This is a genomic window from Saccharomonospora iraqiensis subsp. iraqiensis (assembly GCF_000430445.1).
GTDB classification, from domain to species: Bacteria; Actinomycetota; Actinomycetes; order Mycobacteriales; family Pseudonocardiaceae; genus Saccharomonospora; species Saccharomonospora iraqiensis.
Window position 1 is genome coordinate 59421 of record NZ_KE387056.1, and the last position, 18280, is coordinate 77700.

Here is an 18280-nt window from a genome sequence, read left to right on the forward strand (position 1 = left end):
GGCTCGGCCGCACGCCGCGCCGACCTGCTGCGCACACTGCTCGGCCGGGCGACCCACGAGGAGCAGGACTTCCTCGTCCGGTTGCTCACCGGGGAACTCCGGCAGGGCGCGCTGGAGGGTGTCATGGTCGAGGCGGTCGCCGCCACCGCCGGGGTGCCGGCGTCGGCCGTGCGGCGGGCGTTCATGCTCTCCGGTCGCCTGCCCGCCACGGCGCACGCCGCGCTCACCGGCGGGGTCACGGCCCTGGAGCACTTCGGGATCGAGCTCGGCAGGCCGGTGCGACCCATGCTGGCCGCACCTGCCGGGTCGCTCGACGACGCGCTCACCGCCATCCCCACCGCGGCGGTGGAGTACAAGCTGGACGGCGCGCGCATCCAGGTACACCGCACCGGCGACGACGTCCGCGTCTTCACCCGCACGCTGCGCGAGGTCACCGCGAGCGTCGGCGAGCTGGCGGACCTGGTGCGGTCCCTGCCGTGCACCTCGGCCGTGCTCGACGGCGAGACCCTCGCGCTGACCGACGAGGGCAGGCCCCGTCCGTTCCAGGAGACGATGTCCCGCTTCGGCAGCACCCGGGACGAGCAGGTGCGCGCCCTGCTGCTGCGTCCGTACTTCTTCGACTGCCTGCACCTGGACGGCACCGACCTGCTCGACGCGCCGCTGCGGGAACGCCGCACGGCGCTGCGCCGGGTCGCGCCGGACCACCTCGTGCCCGGTGCGGCCGAGCCGGAGGACCCGTCGGCGATCCTGACCGCGTCCCTTCAGGACGGGCACGAGGGCGTGCTCGTCAAGGCGCTCGACTCCCCCTACGCCGCCGGGCGCCGGGGCCGGGCGTGGCTCAAGGTCAAACCCGCGCACACCCTCGATCTGGTGGTTCTGGGTGCGGAGTGGGGGCACGGCCGACGCACCGGCACCCTGTCGAACCTGCACCTCGGTGCCCGGGACCCGGACGGCGGCCCGCCGGTCATGGTCGGCAAGACGTTCAAGGGACTCACCGACGAACTGCTGGCCTGGCAGACGGAGACGCTGCCCCGCTACGAGACCCACCGGGACGGCTGGACGGTGTACCTGCGCCCGGAGCTGGTCGTGGAGATCGAGCTGGACGGGGCGCAGGTCAGCCGCCGGTACCCGGGCGGCGTCGCGCTACGGTTCGCCCGGGTGCTGCGCTACCGCCCGGACAAGGCCCCCGCCGACGCCGACACGATCGACGCCGTCCGCGCGATGCTGCGCGGCGGGACCGCCCCGGCCGGGTCACCCGGTGGTGAGTGACACCGGCCGCGCGGAGCCCGTAACCTGGACCCTCGTGCAGTTTCTCGATGGCCACCGGCCCGCTCACGATCTGACCTACGACGACGTCTACCTGCTGCCGAACCGCTCGGGGGTCGAGTCGCGCTTCGACGTCGACCTCTCCACCGTCGACGGCACGGGCACGACCGTCCCGGTGGTCGCGGCCAACATGACGGCCGTGGCCGGGCGGCGCATGGCCGAGACGCTCGCCCGCCGCGGCGGCCTGGTGGTGCTGCCGCAGGACGTCGACGCCGAGGCGGTCGCCGACATCACCGCGTGGGTGAAGGACCGGCACACCGTGTGGGACACCCCGCTGGTGCTCACCCCGAACGACGCCGTCGCCGACGCCCTCAACCTGATCGGCAAACGCGCGCACGGCGCGGTGGTGGTCGTCGACTCCGAGGGCCGCCCGGTGGGTGTGGTCGACGAACAGGCCTGCGCGGGGGTCGACCGGTTCGCCCGGCTGGCCGAGGTCCTGGACCCCTCGGTGTGGACGTGCCCGCTGGGCACCGAGCCGCGCGAGGTCTACGAACGCCTGCACGAACACGGCGAACCCCTGGCCGTCGGCGTGGACGACCACGGCCGCCTGGCGGGGGTGCTCACGCAGGTCGGCGCCCTGCGCGCGAGCATCTACGACCCCGCCGTCGACGCCCGGGGCAGGCTGCGCCTCGGCGCCGCCGTCGGGGTCAACGGCGACGTCGCCGCGAAGGCGAAGGCCGTGCTGGACGCCGGGGTCGACGTGCTCGTGGTGGACACCGCGCACGGTCACCAGGAGAAGATGCTCACGGCGTTGCAGGCGGTGCGCTCGGTGTCGCCGCGGGTGCCGGTGGTGGCGGGCAACGTGGTGACCGCCCGGGGCACCCGCGAGCTCATCGAGGCGGGCGCCGACGTGGTCAAGGTCGGCGTCGGCCCCGGGGCGATGTGTACGACGCGGATGATGACCGGCGTCGGCCGTCCGCAGTTCTCGGCGGTGCGCGACTGCGCGGCGGCGGCCCGCGAGCTGGGCAAGCACGTGTGGGCCGACGGCGGGATCCGGCATCCGAGGGACGTGGCGCTGGCGCTGGCCGCGGGGGCCTCGGCGGCGATGGTCGGCTCGTGGTTCGCCGGCACCCACGAGTCGCCCGGCGACCTGCGCTACGACGAGCAGGGCAGGCCGTACAAGGAGTCGTTCGGGATGGCGTCCAAGCGCGCGGTCACCGCGCGCACCCGCACCGACAACGCCTACGAGCGCGCCCGCAAGGCGCTGTTCGAGGAAGGCATCTCCTCGTCCCGGATGGCGCTGGACCCGCAGCGGCCGGGTGTGGAGGACCTGCTCGACTCGATCACGGTCGGGGTGCGGTCCGCCTGCACCTACGCGGGTGCGGCGACGCTGGAGCAGTTCCACGAGCGCGCGGTGCTCGGCGTGCAGTCGGCGGCGGGCTTCGCCGAGGGCAGGCCGCTGCCCACCGGTTGGTGACAGCGGACGTCGGTTCGCCGTCCCGGGGTGCCGACTCGCGGACGTGGAGTGCCGACTCGCCGGGCTGGAACGGCGACTCGCGGGGCCGGCCGGTCCGGGTGTGAGCGCGGGGCTCACACCCGGACCGGTGGGTCAGTGCTGTTCCAGCATCTCGGTGACCAGGGCCGCGATCGGGGAACGCTCGGAGCGGGTCAGCGTGAGGTGCGCGAACAGCGGGTGGCCCTTGAGCTTCTCGATCACCGCCGCGACGCCGTCGTGCCGGCCCACCCGCAGGTTGTCCCGCTGCCCGACGTCGTGGGTGAGCACCACCCGGGAGGCGCTGCCCAGCCGGGACAGCACCGTCAGCAGCACGTTGCGCTCCAGTGACTGCGCCTCGTCGACGATGACGAACGCGTCGTGCAGCGAGCGGCCGCGGATGTGGGTCAGCGGCAGCACCTCCAGCATGCCGCGGTCGAACACCTCGTCCACGACCTCCTGGCTGACCAGTGCGCCGAGGGTGTCGAACACGGCCTGCGCCCACGGCTGCATCTTCTCGTTCTCGGTGCCGGGCAGGTAGCCGAGGTCCTGACCGCCCACCGCGTACACCGGGCGGAACACGACCACCTTCCGGTGCATCCGCCGCTCCAGCACGGCCTCCAGCCCCGCGCACAGCGCCAGGGCCGACTTGCCGGTGCCCGCCCGGCCGCCGAGCGAGACGATCCCGACGTCCGGGTCCATCAGCAGGTCGAGTGCGATGCGCTGCTCGGCCGAGCGGCCGTGCAGCCCGAACACCTCACGGTCGCCGCGCACCAGCCGGGCCCGCTTGTCCGGGGTGATCCGCGCCAGGGCGCTGGAGGAGCCCGCGAGCAGCCGCAACCCGGTGTGGCAGGGCAGGTCCGCGGCCTCGGGGCGGCCGTAGTCGGCGAGGTCGGCCTCCCCACCGGAGAACAGGGCGTCGAGGGCCTCCTGCGGCACGTCCAGATCCGCCATCCCGCTCCACCCCGACGAGGCGACCTCCTCGGCGCGGTACTCGTCGGCGGCGAGCCCGACCGCACCCGCCTTGACCCGCAGCGGGATGTCCTTGGTGACCAGTGTCACCGGCCCCTCACTCGCCAGGTTGAGCGCACACGCCAGGATGCGGTGGTCGTTCGAGTCGGTGCGGAAGCCGGGCGGGAGGACGGTGGGGTCGGAGTGGTTCAACTCCACATGCACCATCCCGCCCTCGTCGGTGATGGGCACCGGGGCATCGAGGCGACCGTGCGTGCGTCGGAGGTCGTCCAGCAGCCGTAACGCCTCCCGGGCGAACCAGCCGAGCTCGGGGTGGTGGCGCTTGGCCTCCAACTCGTTCACCACGACGAGCGGCAACACCACACTGTGCTCGGCGAACCGGGTCATCGCCCACGGGTCCGACAACAGCACGGACGTGTCCAGAACGAACGTCCGCACTGCCGGGTCGGTGGACTCTGCCGAGTCGGGGGAGGCTCCCACAGCTCCGGAGCTGTCGGGGGCCGGGCGGCCGACGGCCTTTCGGGGTAAACGCTGCGCAGTCACGACGGCATCTCCCTCGGGGGCGTTGGCACCACGCCCGCACTCGCTGGGCCGGGCACTGCCCTGGCTGGCCGGAGCCTCGACGCCGGGGCGTCAGGGCGTGCGGCCACGAGGGCCCGGTGCCGGCCCCCTCGTGCGCTTCGTGAACGGGCGGGTCGCTCGTACGACCCCCGTTCGCTCAACCACTGCCACGACCAGGGCCTCCCGTGACGATCCACCTGGGTTCGTGGACCGTCACCACGGAAGCTACCCCCGGCGAACCGCGAAGACAGACGGCCAGGTAGGTGAAACGGTGGAAGCGAAGCTCACGTTTAGTGAGCAAATGTCACGACACCGGGTGATCGACGCGAGAGTTAATACTCCGTTCATGCGCCGTATCGACGATTGCGCACCGCATAGTCACGCAGAGCACGCAGGAAGTCGACCCGGCGGAACGCGGGCCAGTAGGCCTCGGTGAACCAGAACTCCGAATGCGCCGACTGCCACAGCAGGAAACCGGACAACCGCTGCTCCCCCGAGGTGCGGATGATCAGGTCCGGGTCCGGCTGGCCGGAGGTGTAGAGGTGCTCGGAGATGTGGTCGACGTCCAGCGTCTTCGCCAGCTCCTCGATCGAGGTCCCCTCGTCCGCGTGCTGCTGCAGCAGCTTGCGCACCGCGTAGGCGATCTCCTGACGTCCGCCGTAGCCGACGGCGACGTTGACCACCATGCCGTTGCGGTGGTCGGTGCGCTGCGCGGCGGCCGTGAGCCGGGCGGAGACCTCGGTGGGCAGCATGTCCAGTGCCCCGACCATGGACACCTTCCACGGGTTGCCGGGCTGGGCCAGCTCGTCCACCACGTCCGGGATGATCTCCAGCAGCGCGGCGACCTCCTCGTTCGAGCGGTGCGCCACGTTGTCGGTGGACAGCAGGAAGAGCGTGACCACCTCCACCTTCGACTCCCGGCACCAGCCGAGGAAGTCGACGATGCGCTGCGCACCCACCCGGTGTCCGCCGTTGACGTCGGTGAACCCGGCCTCGCGGGCCCACCGGCGGTTGCCGTCGAGGATGATGCCGATGTGCCGGGGGCGCCGCCCGGCGGCCTGCTGCCGCAGGCGCCACGAATAGGCGGTGTAGACGGCGCGGGAGAGGAACGACCGGAGGCTCACGTCCCGTGAGCGTACGCGTGGCGGTCGACGTGACGTACGCCGTCCTCCGGTACCGCACACGTGCGGAGCACACCTGCGCCTTGAGTAGCCTGGTCCACGTGAGCGTATCGACGCGGAACGACCCCGATCCGGCATCCCCGAACGCCCCCGTCGACACCCGCCCACGACTGCGGGGCCATCTGCACTTCTGGAGCTTCTTCGGCGCGGCCGCGGCCGGCGCGGTGCTCATCGCGCTGGCGGCGGCGACGGTGTCCGGCACGGCCGCCCTGGCGACGTCGGTCTACGGTGCCACCGTGCTCGGCGTGTTCGGCGTGAGCGCGCTCTACCACCGCCGTCTCTGGAGCCCGCGCGCCTACGCCTGGATGAAGCGCGCCGACCACTCGATGATCTTCCTGTTCATCGCCGGCACCTACACCCCGTTCACCCTGCTGGCGATGTCCCAGCCGACCGGCTACATCGTGCTCGGCGTGGTGTGGGGCGGCGCGGTGGCCGGGGTGGCGCTGAAGATGCTCTGGCCGAGCGCGCCCCGCTGGGTCGGCGTGCCGATCTACATCGCCCTCGGCTGGGTGGCGGTGTTCGTGCTCCCGGAACTGGCCGCCGCGGCCGGCATCGCGGCGGTGGTGCTGCTGCTGGTCGGCGGGGCGCTGTACACCCTGGGCGCGGTGTTCTACGCGCTCAAGTGGCCGAACTTCTGGCCGGACACCTTCGGCTACCACGAGTTCTTCCACGCCTGCACCATCGCCGCGGCCATCACCCACTACATCGCGATCTGGCTGGCCATGTACGCCTGATGCGCGCCCGCCGATGCCCGGCCGGGCACTACCCGCCGGGACGATCGAACCAACACACGTCCCCCGGCTGAGGCCATACCCCGGCACCCTCCAACGCGGCCACCTCCCGCTCGATCCGGGCGGCGGACCCGGCCGGTCCCGTCTCCCAGGCGGTGAACCCCTCGGCCTCGGTGAGCGTGCCGGGGACCAGACTCCCGTCCCGGACCAACCGCGCCGCGGCCCGCCCGGTTCGATCGAGCAGATCGTCGCTCGGGCCCGTGGTCTCCCGGACCATACCCACCAGCTCAGCGACGTAAACCCAGTCGTCCTCAGCCGAGCACGCCCCGAAGCGATGTGCTCATGAGGATGAACGAGCCCACGTGGGTCACACGCCTCCACGCTCGTCGGCTCGGCTCGGCCGCTGGCAGTCTAAAACGCTTCCGTTAATGAAAGTGATACATCAACCGCGGCAACTTCTCGTCAGTGTCCAACAGCATGTACGACGCCCCATCATCAACCGCCAACATGCTCAAAACACGAGCAAAGTCAACGGCGTACGTGCCCTGCCGTTCCATCGGAAGATGCGCCGGCCGCACCGCTTCGCCCCGGCTCAACCACATGCGCGACGTCCCCAGGTCAAGCGCCGTCGACACTAAGTATAGCTCGACATTCGCCGGGTTGGACACGTCCTGCTATCAGTTATCGTCCTCACCCAGACGACGCGCCGCCCCCAGCCCTCCTAAAAACTTCATCGCGGTCCCCCAACTCTGCCCACTCGTCGTCATCACCGCCGTATGCAGAATCAAGAGTAGCCACAGGAGCAGGTTGCCGCCTCATCCGCATCTATCAAATAATAAGTATTCATCAATTTCCACGTAGGCGCGCCGTCGTCAGATGTTCGCGATCTATACACTCTACATTCTATCGCCAATACCGATCGACCCCCTTGGCGACTTTCACAATACACTCCTGACAGTCCTTCACATGACTATCAGATATATGCCTCATTTCGACCTGCACTGTATCCCAATCCCCTTCATGTGCGATCATATTTCTTCGGTCCACAAATATATCTAAAGAGTTTCTCAGCCTAGACTCGCGCCCGCCTAGTTCGATTCCAATCTGACGCCAAATCTCTTCTGCATTGCCCCCACTAGCCTCGATCGCTTTATCTATAGAGGCTGGACTCACGAGCGTCTTAAAACTCAGGTGATACCTGATCACACTGGGGGCATCAGTCGCACGAACATTGTGTACCGGTATTCCCAGGTATCGCGCAATTCGATCATTCGTTTCGTCATCCATCACTCCGATGCTTCGCTCTACGAACTTTTCGTGCATGTAAGTGTCAAGAGACGAAACAGTCAACACTATACACGCACGAAAAATTGACTCAGCTTGCGACTGGAGATTGTTACGGCCCTGCTCGCGCCCTAACTTGAGCAAGCCCTCAACTTGACTGTTGAGTCGCTCAAACAGCGCTATCGCACTTAGCGCCGCCATCCTTGGCTACTCCGAATCCTCGGAAACCGCAATAAGGCGATTTCCGAACTCATCGAAAATCCGCAGAAGGCTTCTAACCTGCCGCATCGACCCTTCGAGAACCACACCAACTTGGCCAAGCGTTTCCTCGCCTAGCTCGAATACGGGAACTCGATGCTCTTGAGATTTCGGTAGCAAGCTATTGAACTCTTGGATCTGTGCGAGAATATAGCTATGGATTCCCGCTGAAGCATACACCTGATCGTCTATCATCAATCCCGACTTGGCCAGAGCAGGCACAAGGTCGGAACGAATCGAGGTCGCCACACGATTAATCCATACTCTGAACGGTCCTGTCGGGTCGCCCACAGGATTGGTATCACTGGGCGATCTATAGAGCCGGTACCGTTGGATAACCCCACCTGCGAATTTTAGTGTCGGCGCAGGGAATGGGTAGTTGGCAGTCCGCAGAACCTCGTTCTGCGAAGCCGACTCGGCCCACCTTTTCCAACGTGGGAGCACCCTAGCGAGAGAACGAACCGCCATAATAGAGAAGAAGTCGGGTGACGTAGGAACGACTACCCTGTCACTGATAGACACTATGTTTTGATTGAGAGATCCAAGGCTAGGACTCATATCGACTAGGACGTAATCGATATTCAAGGCTTCGGCCGTACACCTCAATAGATAGTTGATGGCGCCAGGAACGTTCTTGAGCGCCAGCAACGAACCCGATAACTCTTGAGCTATACTGAGAGAAACTTCGTACTCCCCCAGTTGCAGGTGGCCCGGCAATAGATATAAGCCAGGACGACCCTCTATCGGAATACAATCGACAGGCTCAAGAAAGCGTGGCTCCGACTCGAAGGCTGGTTTCAAGGCTCCATAAAGAGTCTTTTCTAAATTCTTAGAGAAAAAGTCTTGAGCTTGTTCTTGAGTGTGCGAGTATTCTTCATCTTGGCTTGTATCATGGTCAGGTCCGACTTCGTCGGGCGGCCAAGATGCCGTTAAGCCGAGAGTGACCCCAGTCAAGTTGCACTGAGGATCGGCGTCCACCAAGATAACTCGCTTACCCAAGCGGGCAAGCATCCACCCCAAATTGAATGTCGTGGTCGTTTTGCTTACTCCACCCTTATGATTGAAGATCGAGACTATCGTCGTCACAGAACCTCCACGTTAGGCTCAAGTTCGGCCGTGCAGCTGGGGCTGCCGCTCTTCACAGAGCAACTCCGCCCCCAGCCCAGACGTTTCGTTTCCTCGATCACCCGACTATACGCACCTGCACGGTGCACTGGAAGATGGTGAACGGGTTGAGCAACGTTCTCCTGCCGGGCTACCAGTCGATCTACGTCGGGGCGCGGTCTGCAACGGCTGACCGGGAACATCAGCCACCGTGCGGACGGCATGTCCGTCGCGTCTCAGTGCCGCAGCGCGGCGTCGACGTGGTTGGCCAGCGGGCCGCGGGCCACCGGGCCGTGGCCGGGGACCAGCGTGTCGGCCCGCACGTCGCGCAGGATTTCCAGGCTGGTGCGCATCCGTGCCTCGTCGGTGTTGAACACGCCCGGCAGCAGTTGCGGCCCCTCGCCGAGCGTCGAGAGCGGGTGTCCGGTCACCAGGGCGTCACCGGAGAAGAACACCCCCGAATCCGGCATGAGGTAGCCGGTGTGCCCGCTGGTGTGGCCGGGGACGGACACCGGCACGAGCCGGCCGGGGACGTCGAGGGCGACGTCGAACTCTGCGGTGTTCACCTCGGACAGCGCCATCCTGGCGTGCGGGAGCACCGCGCGCAGGGTCTGCGCCACCCACTGCACACCGCGCAGGTGCCGACACTGGCCGAGCATCTCGCCCGGGGTGATCTGCTGGAGGTACTCGCGACGCGCGTGCCGCGCCTCCTCCGCCCCGGTGTACACCGGGGTTCCGTACCGCGAGGTGAAGGTGGGGATGCCGCCCATGTGGTCCAGGTGGGCGTGGGTGAGCACGATCGCGGCCACGCTCTCCGGGCGTGTGCCGATCGCGGCCAGGGACTCCAGCACGGCCCCGGCGTCGTTCGGGTAGCCCGCGTCCACCAGCGTGACGGAATCGCCCTCGGTGACCAGAGCCCAGTTGACGTTGGTGCCGGTGGCCAGGTGGACATGGTCGTCGACCCGCGTGAGCTGCATCGTGTCCCCTGTCGGTCCGGGCGGCGCATGACTCGGCGGGGTGAGCATAGAGCGTGCCCGGCCGATTTTCGAGGGCGTGCGGACCGCCTCGCCGGGTACGGTCCGGCGGATGACCGACACCGAGGACGCCGTGGACCACGTGATCGACGCCGAGCTGCGGCTGCTGACGCCGGAGGTGCGGTGCGACGCCGACGAGGTGGCCCGGCTGTTGCACCCCGGGTTCGTCGAGATCGGCTCGTCCGGGCGCCGGTGGAGCCGGGAGGAGATGCTCGCGGCCCTCGGCGGGATGTTCACCGAGGCCGACCGCCCGCGGGCCCGCGAGGTGGACGCCGCGCGCCTCGCCGAGTCGGTCGTGCTGGTCACCTACCTCACCGAGCATCCCGGCCGCCGCGTGCGCCGCAGCTCGCTGTGGCTGCGGGACGTCGACGGCACCTGGCGGCTGTCCTTCCACCAGGGAACGGTGGCCCCCGGCGCCGATGAACAGCCGTGACCGGGAACGTCAGATCGGCCCGGTCAGCCGGGCGGCCAGCGACTTCGGGGCGACGAGCCGGTAGGCGTCGGTGACGATCTCGGTGACCTCGGCCCAGTCGACGTCGACGTCGAGTCGGACGCCGAGCCACCCGCGGTGCCCCACGTAGGGCGGGCGGAAGAACCGCGCCGGGTCCTCGGCCACCAGTTCCTCCTGCACCCCGGCCGGCGCCGGGCACCAGAACGCGACCCGGTCGTCGTGGTGGTGGTCCGCGTAGGTCGCCAGGGTCTTCTTCTCCCGGACGAACCAGGCCGGCTCGCCGTGGCTGAGCCGCTCGCTCACCTCCGGCAACGCCAGGCAGATGCGGCGCAACGCTTCCCGCGGATCCTCGGGCACGACGCCATTGTCGCCGCAGCGCGGCGATCCGGCAGCTCATCCACCAGGCGCAGTCGCCACACGCGCGAAAAGCGGGTGGCGACCGGGCTCGGTCGCCACCCGCCTCGGGGCGCACGGGCTCAGTCGCGGCCCGCCGGGACCGGCTCCGCCCGGTCCGGGTCCTCCGGTGGGTCCGCCGAGGCGTCGCCCGGCTGCTCGGCCGAGCCGCCCAGGAATCGCCGTTCGTCGCTGACCTCGCGGTTGAGCGCCTTGTACAGGCCCCAGGCCACGAAGAACATCACGAACGAGAACGGCAGGCCCATGATGATGGTGGCGTTCTGCAGTGTCGGCACGCCGCCGACCAGCAGCATCGCCAGGGTGATCAGCCCGATCGCGATCGACCAGAACACCCGCACCCACGGGCGCGCGTCGGTGGTCGGCGTCGCCAGGCGCGAGGTGAGGTTGCTCAGCACCAGCGCGCCCGAGTCGGCCGAGGTGACGTAGAAGAGCAGGCCCACCACCGTGGCGAGGCCCGCGGTGAACGTCACGCCCGGGTACTGGGCCAGCAGCGTGTAGAAGCCCTCCTCGGGGGCGTTCATCGCGGTCTCGCCGAACTCGCCGTTGCCGCCGCGCACGAGGCCCAGCGCGGCGTTGCCGAAGATCGACAGGAAGGTCGCCGTGAACAGGAACGGGATCACCAGCGTGGCCGCCACGAACTGGCGGACGGTGCGGCCCCGCGAGATGCGCGCCAGGAACAGGCCCACGAACGGCGCCCAGGCGATCCACCAGGCCCAGAAGAACAACGTCCACGCGTTGAGCCACTCGGTCGGCTGGTCGTAGGCGAAGGTGTCCAGCGTCATGTCGGTGAAGCCGCTGACGTAGTCGCCGATGTTCAGCACCAGGCCGTTGAGCAGGTACAGCGGGTCACCGCTGAACAGGATGAAGCCCATCAGCACGATCGCCAGCACGACGTTGAGCTGGGACAACCGCCGGATGCCCCGGTCGACACCGGCCACCGCCGACAGCGTCGCCATCACCACGGCGAGCGCGACCAGCCCGATCTGCGCGGCCACGCCCTGCGGGATGTCGAACAGGAAGTTCAGCCCGAAGTTCAGCTGCACCACGCCGATGCCCAGCGAGGTGGCGATGCCGAACACCGTGCCCAGCGACGCGGCGATGTCCACCGTGTGCCCGGCGCGTCCGTGCACCCGCTTGCCGATCAGCGGGTACAGCGAGGACCGCACCGCCAGCGGCAGGCCACGGCGGAAGGCGAAGTAGCCCAGCGCCATGCCCATCAGCGCGTACATGGCCCAGCCGGTGATGCCGTAGTGGAACAGCGTCCACACCACCGACTCGCGGGCGGCCGCCAGCGTCTCCGGGTCGCCCTGCGGCGGGTCGAGGTAGTGGGTGACCGGTTCGGCGACCGAGAAGAACATCAGGTCGACCCCGATGCCGGCCGCGAACAGCATCGACGCCCAGGCGAAGATGCCGTAGTCCGGCCGCGACTTCTCCGGTCCGAGCCGGATCGTCCCGTGTTTCGACGCGGCCAGGTAGATCACGAAGATCAGGAACAGCGTGGCCGCGAGGATGTAGTACCAGCCGAGCCCCTCCGAGACCCAGCCGACGAGGACGCCGATCGTGCTCGCGGCGTCCTCCGGCGTGATCATCGCCCAGATGGCGATCGCCAGGATGATGACCGACGCACCGAAAAAGACGGTGCGGTTGATTCCGTTGTCCGAAACCGCGGCGACACGGTTGCTCCCCCCAGGGCCCTCGTCGGGCCCGTTCTCGGATCGTCGTTCGCCGGTGGTGGACACTGATTCACCCTTCCTGTCGGGAATGTCGGTAGAACGGGGTCTCCGCGGGCGGAAGCGGAGTGTCACCCCGGATGAGGTCAGCGGCCTTCTCGGCGAGCATCATCACCGGCGCGTAGATGTTGCCGTTGGTGAGATACGGCATGGCCGAGGCGTCGGTGACGCGCAGGCCGCTGGTGCCGTGCACGCGCATCGTCATGGGGTCGACGACCGACATGTCGTCGACGCCCATCCGTGCGGTGCAGGACGGGTGGTAGGCCGTCTCGGCGTCGCGGGCCACCCAGTCGAGGATTTCCTCGTCGGTGCGGACGTCCGGGCCGGGCGAGATCTCGCCGCCGTTGTACGGGTCGAGCGCCGGTTGCCTCAGGATCTCCCGGGCCACCCGGATCGCCTCGACCCACTCGCGGCGGTCGTTCTCGGTGGACAGATAGTTGAACCGCAGTGCGGGCTTGCGCTTCGGGTCGGCGGAGGTGATCCGCACGTTGCCCCGCACGTCCGAGTACATCGGTCCGATGTGGACCTGATAGCCGTGCGGGGTGTCGACCTCGGTCCCGTCGTAGCGCACCGCCAGCGGCAGGAAGTGGAACATCAGGTTCGGGTAGTCCACCGTGTCGTTGCCGCGGACGAACCCGCCCGCCTCGAAGTGGTTCGTCGCGGCGGGGCCGCTGCGCTTGAACAGCCACTCCAGGCCGATCTTCGGCGCCCTGTGCTTCTTCAGCGACGGGTTGAACGACACCGGCTGCGTGCAGGCGTGCTGGACGTAGGCCTCCAGGTGGTCCTGCAGGTTCTCCCCCACGCCGGGCAGCGCGTGCACGGTGTCGATGCCCAGCGACTCCAGGTGCGCGGGGTCGCCGACACCGGACAGCTGCAGCAGCTGCGGGGTGTTGATCGCACCGCCGGAGAGGATCACCTCACCCGCGTACACCTCCCGCGGCCCGCGACCGGGCCGGTTATAGGACACGCCCACGGCGCGGGTGCCGTCGAACAGCACCCGGTTGACGTGCGCGAGGGTCCGCACGGTGAGGTTCGGCCGGTTCTTCACCGGGTGCAGGTACGCCCGCGCGGCCGACCAACGGCGCCCGTTGCGGATGGCGCGGTCGAACTCGGCGAAGCCCTCCTGCCGGTAGCCGTTGACGTCGTTCGTCAGCGGGTGGCCCGCCTCCTGCGCCGCGTCGAGGAACGCCCCGAACAGCGGGTTCTCGGCCGGGCCGCGCTCCAGCCACAGCGGGCCGTCGTCCCCGCGCCACTCGTCGCCGCCCGCACGGCAGTTCTCCATGCGCTTGAAGTACGGCAGGCAGTGCGCGTAGTCCCAGGTCTCCATCCCCGGGTCCGAGGCCCAGCGTTCGAGATCCATCGGGTTGCCGCGCTGGAAAATCATGCCGTTGATCGAGCTGGACCCGCCGAGCACCTTGCCCCGGCCGTGATACACCCGCCTGCCGCCCATGTACGGCTCGGGCTCCGACTCGTAGCGCCAGTCGTACAGCGGGTTGCCGATCACCATGGTCAGCGCGGCGGGCATGTGGATCAGCGGATCCCAGATCCAGTCCGGGCGACCCGCCTCCAGCACCAGCACGCTGGTGGACGGGTCGGCGCTGAGGCGGTTCGCTAGCACGCAACCGGCCGAGCCGCCGCCCACGATGACGTAGTCGTAGGTCTCCGCCACGGGGTTCAGTCCTCCTTCTCCGCGCCGGAGAACCAGCGCATCGGTGCGGGATTGATGTTCTGATAGATGTGTTTGGCCTCGCGGTACTCGTCCAGTCCGGACGGACCGAGCTCCCGGCCGATCCCGGACTTGCCGAACCCGCCCCACTCGGCCTGGGGCACGTACGGGTGGAAGTCGTTGATCCAGACGGTGCCGTGCCGCAGCGCCCCGGCCACCCGCTGCGCGCGGGAGGCGTCGCCGGTCCACACGGCACCGGCGAGGCCGTACTCGGTGTCGTTGGCCAGCGCGATCGCCTCGTGCTCGTCGTGGAACCGCTCGACGGTGACCACCGGCCCGAACACCTCCTCCCGGACGGCGGTCATCCCGGCGGTGCAGTCCGCGAAGACCGTGGGACGCAGGAAGTAGCCGTCGGCCAGCTCCGGGTCGTCGGGGCGCGTCCCGCCCGCGACCAGCCGGGCACCCTCCTCCCGGGCCAGGGCGATGTGCCGCTCCACCTTCGCCCGGTGCTCGGCCGAGACCAGCGGGCCACACTCGGTGTCGGCCTCGGCACCGTTACCGAGCCGGATCTTCTCCGCGCGCGCGGCGAGTTCGGCGACGAACGCGTCGTGCACCGAGTCCTCGACGATCAGGCGGGACCCGGCCGAGCACACCTGTCCGGAGTGGAAGAAGGCGGCGGCCAGCGCGTAGTCGACGGCGGTGTCGAAGTCGGCGTCGGCGAAGACGACGTTCGGGTTCTTGCCGCCGAGTTCGAGCGCGACCCGCTTCACCCCCGGCGCCGCGGCCGCCATGATCTCCCGTCCGGTGGCGAGGCCGCCGGTGAACGAGACCAGATCGACCTTCGGGTGGCGCACCATCTCGGCGCCGACCACCGCGCCCGCACCGAGGACGAGGTTGACCACCCCGGCCGGGACACCGGCCTCGGCCAGCAGTTCGGTCAGCCGGACCGTCGACAGTGGGGTCAGCTCGCTCGGCTTGATCACCACGGTGTTGCCCGCGGCCAGGGCGGGGGCGAGTTTCCACGACATCTGCAGCAGCGGGTAGTTCCACGGCGCGATCAGCGAACACACCCCGACCGGCTCGGTCACGACCCGGCTGACCACCCCGGGGTCGCCGGTGTCCACGGCCCGTCCGCCGGAGTCGGTCTCGGCGAGGCTCGCGTAGTAGCGGAACACCGCGGTGATGTCGTCGACGTCGATACCGCCCTCGACGACGGTCTTGCCGGTGTCCACGCTCTCCACCCGGGCGAGCTCCTCCCGGTCGCGCACCAGGAGGTCGGCCAGGCGACGCAGGACCCCGGCGCGTTCGGCGGCGGACGTGGTGCGCCACGGGCCGGTGTCGAAGGCGCGCCGCGCCGCGCCGACGGCGGCGTCCACATCGTCCGGACCGGCCTCCGACACGGAGCGGATCACGCTGCCGTCGTAGGGGTTCTCCACGGTCCGGCCGCCGGTCGACGTCGCGGCGTCGGTCCAGGATCCGTCGATGTAGAGGTCTCGCATGTGGTGGGTGTCCCCGTCCTGTCGTTCGAGTTCCGCCGCACGGTCGGCGGTCGCATAAAATTTGTGTACGTTGGTACATGCTATATGTACGTTTGTCCATAGTCGGGTGAAGGGGGTCGCGGACACCGTCTGACGTGGTGTGATGTCATGGCTGTCGACCGGCTGTGCGTGGCCGGTGCCCGGGGGTGCAGGGCGTGTCACGGAGGGGAGCAGGCAGTGTCGACCGGAGAACCGACGACCGGGGAGCCGACGACCGGAGACGCGACGACGAGGGAGACGGCGACGCGGCGACGGGCGCGCGGTCCGAACGACCCCGACCGCCGCGACCGCATCGCGCGTGCGGCCATCACGGTCATCGCCGAGCGCGGCATCGACGCGCTCACCCACCGTGCCGTCGCCGCGGAGGCCGGTGTCCCGCTGGGCTCGACCACCTACCACTTCGCGACGCTGGACGACCTGGTCGCCGTCGCCCTCGACGAGGCGGCCCAGCGCAGCGTCGCCGCGCTCCGGGAATGGGACCGGACACTCGCACCGGGGACGGACCCGGCGGCCGCACTGGCCGACTTCGTGCTCGCCTCGGTGACCGAGCAGCGCGAGCACACCATCGCCGAGTACAACCTCTACGCCCTCGCCCTCCAGCGCCCGCACCTGCGCGCGGCGGCCGTGGCCTGGGACGACGCACTGGCCGAGGTGTTCATCGCCCGCACGGACCCGCTCACCGGCCAGATGGTGGCCACCCTCACCTGCGGCCTGCTGATGCAGGCGGTGCTGACGGACACCACCCCGTCCCGCGAGCACCTGGAGTCCCTCTACCGCCGCGCCCTCCGCGACTGACCCACCCACCCCTCCCCACGAGTCGCCACCCCGTGCCCGCGAGTCGCCGCGTCATGCCCGCGAGTTGCCACCCCGTGCCCGCGAGTCGCCGCGTCATGCCGGCGAGTTGCCACTCCGTGCCGGCGAGGTGACGTCGGGGTTCCACGAACCGACAGCGCGCCCCCGCCGGTCGCGGTGCGGTCACGGCCGCCTCCGGCCCGCGGGTGCTCACCGGAGGGAACAGTGGGTGACCAGGTCCTCCGGCGTCGCCTTCCCGGGCCGCGAGACCGTCGTCGACGGCGGGAGCCGCACGCCGTCGTCCAGGTACGCCTCCAGGGCCCCGAAGGCCGCACGGTGGCACGGCGCCAGGGCACGCAGCCGGTTCGGATACGTGTCGACCAGCGCGTCGGTGTGTGTGCCGCCCGCGATCCGGTAGTACCGGTGCAGCGGGCCACCGCCCCGCTCCCGCACCATCCGCGCGTAGGCGTCGGAGCTCTCCCCGATCGGCAGCAGCACGTCGAGCGTGCCGTGCACGGTCAACAACGGCTTGCCGATCTCACCGGTGAGGCCGATGCGCTCGACCGCGTCGTGCACCGTGTCCGGCCTGCTCGCGTAGTCGTAATCGGCGTCGCAGGCCGGGCTGCCCGGTTCGCAGAACGGGGTGCCGGCCTCGGTGTCCCCGTCGAACCCGGGGTCGATCTCCTCGCGGTAGATCCGCTGGGTGAGATCCCAGTAGTACCGGTAGTGGTACGGCCACAGGAACTCGGACCCCTCGGGGAACCCGGCGGCGAGCATCTCGTCGTGCGCCCGCCCGGACTCCGGACCGCCGCCCGCGTACCGGGGGTAGGCCGACAGCGCGCTCGGCAGGAAGTCGACCAGGTTCGGGCCGTCCCCGGCCCAGAGCGTGCCCTCCCAGTCGACCCCGCCGTCGTAGAGCTCGGGACGGTTCTCCAGTTGCCAGCGCACCAGATATCCGCCGTTGGACAGGCCGGTGACCAGGGTGCGACGCGGCGGACGGTGGTAACGCTGGGCCACCACGGCCTTCGCGGCCCGGGTCAACTGCGTCACCCGGTGATTCCACTCGGCGATCGCGTCGCCGGGTCGGTCACCGTCGGTGTAAAAGCGCAGTCCCGTGTTGCCCTTGTCGGTCGCGGCGAAGGCATAGCCCTTCGCCAGCACCCAGTCGGAGATCGCGCGGTCGACGGCGTACTGCTCACGGTTGCCGGGCGAGCCGCTGACCACGAGGCCACCGTTCCAGTCCGCCGGAAGCCGCAGAACGAACTGGGCGTCGTGGTCCCATCCGTGGGTGGTGTTGGTCGTCGAGTCGTCCGGGAAGTAGCCGTCGATCTGCACCCCCGGGACCGGATCCGGAACAGGCAGCGACTCCTGGGTCAGGCCGGCCCAGTCGGCGGGGTCGGTGTGTCCGCTGTGGACCGTCCCGGCCGTGGTGAGGTCGTCCAGACAGGCCGACACCTGGTGTCGCGCCGAGGGCACCCGGATCCGCTCGTGTCCCACGCAGTCCACCTCCCTCGGAGTGTGGGCGAGCGCCGCGGGGACCTGCAGGACCCCCGCCACCACCACCGTCAGTGCCACCGTGCCCAGCCTGCGCATGACACCCTCCCGCGTCGTCCGTCCTCGACGGCGCAACGCTAGGGCGTGTCCTTAAAGCCAGAGGGTGAGGGTGGCGAGGTCGATCATTGCTCGGTAGGACAGGGCGGTTTTGTCGTAGCGGGTGGCGATGGCGCGGAACTGTTTGAGGCGTTGGAAGCAGCGTTCGACGGTGTTGCGGCGGCGGTAGGTGGCCCGGTCGAAGGCTGGGGGTCG

15 protein-coding genes and 1 pseudogene are annotated in these 18280 nt (G+C 69.2%); 5 read left to right on the forward strand and 11 right to left on the reverse strand.

What is annotated here, in order from left to right:
* Positions 1 to 1269 (forward strand): ATP-dependent DNA ligase (locus ACTIR_RS0104335; RefSeq protein WP_026453353.1); only part of this gene is annotated, 1269 nt, incomplete at its 5' end.
* Between the two features lie 34 nt (positions 1270 to 1303).
* Complete coding sequence (guaB1, locus tag ACTIR_RS0104340; protein ID WP_026453354.1) at positions 1304 to 2743, forward strand: GMP reductase; 1440 nt, start codon at positions 1304 to 1306, stop codon at positions 2741 to 2743.
* A gap of 132 nt (positions 2744 to 2875) precedes the next feature.
* Here guaB1 and ACTIR_RS0104345 read toward each other — a convergent pair whose 3' ends face one another.
* Both ACTIR_RS0104345 and ACTIR_RS0104350 read right to left on the reverse strand, forming a co-directional pair.
* Complete coding sequence (locus tag ACTIR_RS0104345) at positions 2876 to 4210, reverse strand: PhoH family protein (RefSeq protein ID WP_411431317.1); 1335 nt, start codon at positions 4208 to 4210, stop codon at positions 2876 to 2878.
* Between the two features lie 425 nt (positions 4211 to 4635).
* Positions 4636 to 5415 carry an isoprenyl transferase gene (locus ACTIR_RS0104350; protein ID WP_026453356.1) on the reverse strand — a complete coding sequence of 260 codons (780 nt, stop codon included), beginning with the start codon at positions 5413 to 5415 and terminating at the stop codon, positions 4636 to 4638.
* 98 nt (positions 5416 to 5513) lie between these two features.
* Between ACTIR_RS0104350 and trhA the strand changes: the two genes are divergently transcribed.
* Positions 5514 to 6206, forward strand: a complete 693-nt coding sequence (gene trhA, locus ACTIR_RS0104355; RefSeq protein ID WP_026453357.1) for a PAQR family membrane homeostasis protein TrhA — start codon at positions 5514 to 5516, stop codon at positions 6204 to 6206.
* A 28-nt stretch (positions 6207 to 6234) separates the two neighbouring features.
* Here the strand turns inward: trhA and ACTIR_RS21660 are convergent, their stop codons facing one another.
* The 3 genes from ACTIR_RS21660 to ACTIR_RS0104370 form a co-directional block, all read right to left on the reverse strand.
* Positions 6235 to 6480, reverse strand: coding sequence for a hypothetical protein (locus tag ACTIR_RS21660; RefSeq protein ID WP_233345820.1), 246 nt, complete (start codon positions 6478 to 6480; stop codon positions 6235 to 6237).
* A gap of 1214 nt (positions 6481 to 7694) precedes the next feature.
* On the reverse strand, positions 7695 to 8831 hold the full coding sequence (locus ACTIR_RS25170; RefSeq protein ID WP_084789310.1) for a ParA family protein: 1137 nt from the start codon (positions 8829 to 8831) through the stop codon (positions 7695 to 7697).
* A gap of 254 nt (positions 8832 to 9085) precedes the next feature.
* Positions 9086 to 9826, reverse strand: a complete 741-nt coding sequence (locus ACTIR_RS0104370; RefSeq protein ID WP_026453359.1) for an MBL fold metallo-hydrolase — start codon at positions 9824 to 9826, stop codon at positions 9086 to 9088.
* Positions 9827 to 9935: 109 nt separating this feature from the next.
* On the opposite strand from ACTIR_RS0104370, the gene ACTIR_RS0104375 reads away from it, so the two are divergent.
* Positions 9936 to 10316: a nuclear transport factor 2 family protein gene (locus tag ACTIR_RS0104375; RefSeq protein ID WP_026453360.1), complete on the forward strand. Its 381-nt coding sequence runs from the start codon at positions 9936 to 9938 to the stop codon at positions 10314 to 10316.
* A 9-nt stretch (positions 10317 to 10325) separates the two neighbouring features.
* Here ACTIR_RS0104375 and ACTIR_RS0104380 read toward each other — a convergent pair whose 3' ends face one another.
* The 4 genes from ACTIR_RS0104380 to ACTIR_RS0104395 all read right to left on the reverse strand — a co-directional run bounded on the left by ACTIR_RS0104380 (position 10326) and on the right by ACTIR_RS0104395 (position 15643).
* Positions 10326 to 10691 carry an MmcQ/YjbR family DNA-binding protein gene (locus tag ACTIR_RS0104380; protein ID WP_026453361.1) on the reverse strand — a complete coding sequence of 122 codons (366 nt, stop codon included), beginning with the start codon at positions 10689 to 10691 and terminating at the stop codon, positions 10326 to 10328.
* A gap of 119 nt (positions 10692 to 10810) precedes the next feature.
* Positions 10811 to 12487 (reverse strand): choline BCCT transporter BetT, encoded by a 1677-nt coding sequence (gene betT, locus ACTIR_RS21665; protein ID WP_084789311.1) that lies wholly within the window; start codon positions 12485 to 12487, stop codon positions 10811 to 10813.
* Positions 12488 to 12491: 4 nt separating this feature from the next.
* Entirely contained in the window at positions 12492 to 14147 is a 1656-nt protein-coding gene (gene betA, locus ACTIR_RS0104390; protein WP_026453362.1) for a choline dehydrogenase, read from the reverse strand.
* A 5-nt stretch (positions 14148 to 14152) separates the two neighbouring features.
* Entirely contained in the window at positions 14153 to 15643 is a 1491-nt protein-coding gene (locus ACTIR_RS0104395; RefSeq protein ID WP_026453363.1) for an aldehyde dehydrogenase family protein, read from the reverse strand.
* 216 nt (positions 15644 to 15859) lie between these two features.
* On the opposite strand from ACTIR_RS0104395, the gene ACTIR_RS0104400 reads away from it, so the two are divergent.
* Entirely contained in the window at positions 15860 to 16477 is a 618-nt protein-coding gene (locus ACTIR_RS0104400; RefSeq protein ID WP_026453364.1) for a TetR/AcrR family transcriptional regulator, read from the forward strand.
* 207 nt (positions 16478 to 16684) lie between these two features.
* On the opposite strand, the gene ACTIR_RS0104405 is transcribed toward ACTIR_RS0104400, so the two are convergent.
* Both ACTIR_RS0104405 and ACTIR_RS21670 read right to left on the reverse strand, forming a co-directional pair.
* Positions 16685 to 18067 carry a tannase/feruloyl esterase family alpha/beta hydrolase gene (locus tag ACTIR_RS0104405; protein WP_026453365.1) on the reverse strand — a complete coding sequence of 461 codons (1383 nt, stop codon included), beginning with the start codon at positions 18065 to 18067 and terminating at the stop codon, positions 16685 to 16687.
* A 51-nt stretch (positions 18068 to 18118) separates the two neighbouring features.
* A pseudogene (locus ACTIR_RS21670) lies at positions 18119 to 18280 on the reverse strand (IS5-like element ISMra2 family transposase); the annotation flags it as partial.

Bases quoted from the DNA above. Each gene is read 5' to 3' on its own strand.
- ACTIR_RS0104370 (WP_026453359.1), bottom strand. From the start codon at position 9,826: ATGCAGCTCACGCGGGTCGACGACCATGTCCACCTGGCCACCGGCACC.
- ACTIR_RS0104395 (WP_026453363.1), bottom strand. From the start codon at position 15,643: ATGCGAGACCTCTACATCGACGGATCCTGGACCGACGCCGCGACGTCG.
- ACTIR_RS0104375 (WP_026453360.1), top strand. From the start codon at position 9,936: ATGACCGACACCGAGGACGCCGTGGACCACGTGATCGACGCCGAGCTG.
- ACTIR_RS0104405 (WP_026453365.1), bottom strand. From the start codon at position 18,067: ATGCGCAGGCTGGGCACGGTGGCACTGACGGTGGTGGTGGCGGGGGTC.
- ACTIR_RS21660 (WP_233345820.1), bottom strand. From the start codon at position 6,480: ATGGTCCGGGAGACCACGGGCCCGAGCGACGATCTGCTCGATCGAACC.